4 protein-coding genes are annotated in these 4,377 nt (G+C 45.3%); all 4 read right to left on the bottom strand.

The window, feature by feature from the left end:
* The coding region (locus J0895_RS23915) for a 2OG-Fe(II) oxygenase (protein WP_207090489.1) at positions 1–902 on the bottom strand (902 nt) is incomplete at its 3' end.
* A 90-nt stretch (positions 903–992) separates the two neighbouring features.
* Positions 993–1,856: a 2OG-Fe(II) oxygenase gene (locus J0895_RS23910; protein WP_207090488.1), complete on the bottom strand. Its 864-nt coding sequence runs from the start codon at positions 1,854–1,856 to the stop codon at positions 993–995.
* A 131-nt stretch (positions 1,857–1,987) separates the two neighbouring features.
* Positions 1,988–3,127 (bottom strand): cupin-like domain-containing protein, encoded by a 1,140-nt coding sequence (locus J0895_RS23905; protein ID WP_207090487.1) that lies wholly within the window; start codon positions 3,125–3,127, stop codon positions 1,988–1,990.
* Positions 3,128–3,169: 42 nt separating this feature from the next.
* The gene (locus tag J0895_RS23900) at positions 3,170–4,240 is read right to left on the bottom strand and encodes a cupin-like domain-containing protein (protein ID WP_207090486.1); all 1,071 of its coding nucleotides are present in this window, start codon (positions 4,238–4,240) and stop codon (positions 3,170–3,172) included.
* Between the last annotated feature and the right edge of the window lie 137 nt (positions 4,241–4,377).

The raw sequence follows: 4,377 nt of genomic DNA, 5'->3' as shown, positions 1-4,377 counted from the left end.
GCCTTTCTAATCCATCCATTCAGGGTAAATCGGCTATCTAGGAAGTTTTTGGATGGGCAAATTACGGGGCGAACTTCGTGACAACAGCTACTGATAAAGAAGACGATGCTGTTATTGGTAGGGGGAATATCCGTATAGGATTCGGGCATGGAATATAAGGTTTCGGAGAGTTTTAAGGTGTCGTACATTCGCAGTTCTCCGCCGTTAAAGGGTTTGGGTTCTCGGTGGAAGTAGTAAATGTAACTGATGATTCGATTGGCGGTTTCGGAGTCTCCATTATCATTATGGGCTTTATAATAATGTTGGTGATTATGAGCGGTGATTTGAGCTTCGATTTCGCTAATTTCAAAGGGAGGAAGGCCCAGGTGTTCTCTGACTTGGGGAATGACTTTTTGGATTTGTTCTTTAATCAGGTCCCCAAATTCTTGGAAGTAATAGAAAATTTTCGATCGCCGATAGTTGGGGTCGTCAATGCCGATTTTACTGTCTTCAAATTCCCCCTGATTTTCTATCACATAGTTGAGGATTCGTTGGTTGTCTACTTCATTCAAAAAGTTCTGAATTTTTAGGAATTTGGATTCGATGACAATCGGTGTGGTTGCTGTTTGCAGTGACTGACTGGGTTCGGGTTCTGTGGAAAAGTCGGGGAGGGAAACGGGCGGATCGGTGGCGATCGCCACAATGGAACGACTGGGAAAGTATAAAGTAGGTCCCCCGTCTTCCATCGGAATCTGGAATAGTTTATTGGGTTGCGATCGCTCAGGGTGAGAACGCAGGGCGATCGCTTCTAAGATATCTTGCAACAATGGCGCATCCACTGGCAGGGACAATTCACACTGATGTCCCCCGGCAATCAATAGCATTACATGGACGGTTTCTGTCTCGGTGAGATTCGATGTCATACGCTGAACCTTATGGCAATTGGACTTTAACACTCGGGTAAATCGAGTTAAACTCTCACCCGGAATTGGGGACCGGGTGGCAATTTCAGGTTAACCAGATCGCCGCATCCATCCCTGTACCCGGAAGCAGCGATCGCCAAATGCTGGGGAGTTCGGATACACCCGTAGCACTTCATAAGCATTACTGGTTAAGAAAAACACAATGCTATTCTGACGCGGTTCTATGGTTTTATAGGATTGTGCGGCACTCACTTGATTATTCACAATCTGACTATCATAAACTCGCACTTCTCCCCCGGTAAAGGGTTTGGGCGTTTGATAGAAAAAGTAACAGAAATTCAACACCCTTAAGGCAGTTTCGGGACTATTTCCATCGGTAGAAATTCCCTGTCCCTCAGTGGCATGATTCGGAATCTCCTCTGCTTCCATTTCCTTCAAGGGAAACCCTGACAATCCCAACTGAATCAGCACATCGGGAAGCATCATTTGCACGCGGTGTAACAGCACTTCTCGCGAAAGTGCAAAGGATTGGGGAGTCGGCAACTGAATCCCACTAGAGGCGGTCCCTTCCTGGGGAAAAACCGTCTCCATGAGTTGCTGATATTCTGCTGGTTTTAGAAAATTATCCAGTTGCACAATACTGGATTCAATCAGTTTCTGGGGTGGCGGGGGAGTGGGTTCGGGTTGTCGAGATGGCGGTTGTAAGTTCAGGGATTGTAAGGGAATTGGAGGAACTGTGGCGATCGCGGCGATCGCATCCCGAGGAATGTACAAACAGGACCCATCCTCGTCATTGGGAATTCTAATCACATCTTTTCCCCCATTTTTCCCCCGATTGCTTAATGCTTGAAACAACTCTTGCAGCAACGGTTCATCCCGGGTTAAAGACAATTCATATTGATGACCTCCCGTCATCATCACAATCACTTGTACCGGGTTCGATTCTAATTCCATAGCTTCCATTTTTCTCTGTAATCTCCCGTTTAAATTCGACAAGGGCAGATGGGGGATTTCCGCCCCCATTGCTGATGGCAAACCACCCCGTCTATTGCCTCGATATCTCGATTATCCTACCTTACAACTCATCACAAGTCATCAAAGGTATTTTCAAACGCTAAGTTCAAGAAAGACACGGAAATCGATACCTCCAAGGACCGCACTTGATGCCACCAACCCACGGGTAAAAGCAGCACTTCTCCCGGTTCTATAATCAACTCAATAATATCCAAATCCTTGAGTTGAGGATAGCGCTCAAAATTGGGATTTTCTAAGTCAATATTGCTGAAAAAGTTGCCATAAGCCCGCAGTAAATGCTTCTGATAGGGCGCAATTAAGCGCACCCGTTTCCGTCCATAGACTTGACAGAGGAAGGTATTTAGAGGGTCAAAATGCAAGGGGGTAATCGCCCCACCGGGTCCAAACCATAATACTGTGCGATGGATATCTTTGGTATCCGTTAAATACTCAGGAAAGAGTTCGATATCGTCTAGCAGTCCTTTCAACCCTTCCCGGCTAAAGTTAGAATTGTAGGCCCCCATATAGTAATCATTGGTTTCTCCCCCTTGCAGAACCTGATCCACAAATTCACCGAATTGCACCATTTTCTGATGCTTATTTCGATACCATTCATACTGGCGATTGGATTCTCGATTAAACTGTGCACCAACGGTAACGTGACCGTAATTATCTTTAAAATATTGGGGATTCCACAGGGAACGCGCTTTCCAATTGTCCATCAAGTCGGTGAAAATTACCGGCTTGTTTCTAATGTAAAACCGCTCTAAAAATTCCGGACCGGAAACATGGGGAATTCTCTCTACTTTGCCATAATTGGGAGAAAGTTTTTCCAATTTGTGGTAAGTATTGAGTTGCCATTCCAGGTGGTGAACGGGTTCGTCCGGTGCGATGTCTTCCCAGGTTTCAAAGGGTTGGGGTTCCTTGATGATTTCCGGGGAAACAGGAGGATCAGTGGCGATCGCCACTAAGGATGCGGGGGGAAAATACAAAGCCCCTTTTCCCTCTTCAATCGGAATCTGAAACAGTTTACTCTCGCTATTTTCCGGTTCAGTGGTTAAGGCTTGAAACAGTTCCTTAAGCAACGGTGCATCCGGCATTAAGGCCATTTCACACTGATGACCCCCATCTAGCATTAACATGACTTGCACCTGTTGCGAGTCATCTGCCGTGGCGATCGCCGAGTCAACAGTGATTTTTTCAGCTATCATTGGTTCCGGTCCTCTATCAACCTTCATTTTCCTCCATGACCCCTAGATATTGTAATAATTACTAATCAAAAAATTCGTAAAGGAAACCGAAATCGAAATATCTAATGCCACCACATGATGCCACCATCCCACCGGCAAAAATATCACCTCTCCCGGTTCTAAAATCACCTCGATTATTTCCACATCCTTAAATCGGGGATATTTCTCGTAATCAGGATTAAGCAAATCCACCTCACTGTAAACCCCCACATAATTATAAAGTAAAGCTTTTTGGTTGGGAGAAATCAGGCGAATCCGTTTTCTGCCAGACACTTGCGACAGCAGCACATTGCAAGGGTCGTGATGCAACGGGGTAATTGTTCCTTCCGGACCAAACCAGAAGAAAATACAAGATTTTTGGTTCGAGGGGTCAATATACTCCGAAAAGATTTCCACATCCTTAAGCAGAGGTTTCAACTCAGGACTATCAAAGTTTCCATTAAAAGGCACCATATAATAATCATTCGTTTTTCCCCCACTGACGACTAAATCCACATAGTCTCCCATCTTCATTTGTTTGCGGTGCTTTTCTTTCTCCCGCTCAAATAAAGGGTTGGATTCCCGATTAAATTGAACTTCGACCCCAACCTCGCCATACTCTTGCTTTAAATACTCCGGATTCCAGTGAGACAATGCCTGCCAATTTCCCATGATGCCGGTTAAAATCACCGGGGTATTTTGGGCAAAATAATTCTCAAAAAATTCAGGACCCGTCAGAGACTCTACTCGTTGAACCTGGTTATAATTCGGGGATAATTTCTCTAGCTGTCGGTAAATATCAAGCTGAGTTTCCATTTTTTCAACATGGATAGCTTGCGTCGCAATTTGAGCTTCTGCTTGTTGGGTTTTTTCCTCCAGCATTGCTGACGCTGCTTGAAAATAGGGATGGGCTGAGACAGCTTTGACTTCCGCGACGGCCATGCGAATATCAACCCCCCGTTGGACGAGAATATCCACGAGGTGACCATCGGGAATCTGGCGCAATTTATTGGTCGCAATCCATCGTTTCCAATCATTCGAGAGTCCCGATGAGGAAGGGCTAATGAGGTTCGCTTGCCAAAGTTCAGTTTGCATAATTTTATCCAATTTAATCGTTTTGTGGGCTGAAAACTGTCGAGTTCAAAACCGCATAAACCCTTGATAGTCTCAAGAGGGTTTGGTCCCCAAACCCCTACATCAGATTAGAGGGTTTGGAGAGCAAACCCCTACAT

Origin of the sequence: Phormidium pseudopriestleyi FRX01 (genome assembly GCF_017313335.1) — a bacterium.
Lineage (GTDB): Bacteria > Cyanobacteriota > Cyanobacteriia > Cyanobacteriales > Laspinemataceae > Laspinema > Laspinema pseudopriestleyi.
Note: the sequence above shows the minus strand (reverse complement) of the source record. Positions and strands in the feature narration are given on the sequence as shown.

Coding starts and splice junctions, on each gene's coding strand:
- J0895_RS23905 (WP_207090487.1), bottom strand. CDS start 3,127: ATGATAGCTGAAAAAATCACTGTTGACTCGGCGATCGCCACGGCAGAT.
- J0895_RS23910 (WP_207090488.1), bottom strand. CDS start 1,856: ATGGAATTAGAATCGAACCCGGTACAAGTGATTGTGATGATGACGGGA.
- J0895_RS23900 (WP_207090486.1), bottom strand. CDS start 4,240: ATGCAAACTGAACTTTGGCAAGCGAACCTCATTAGCCCTTCCTCATCG.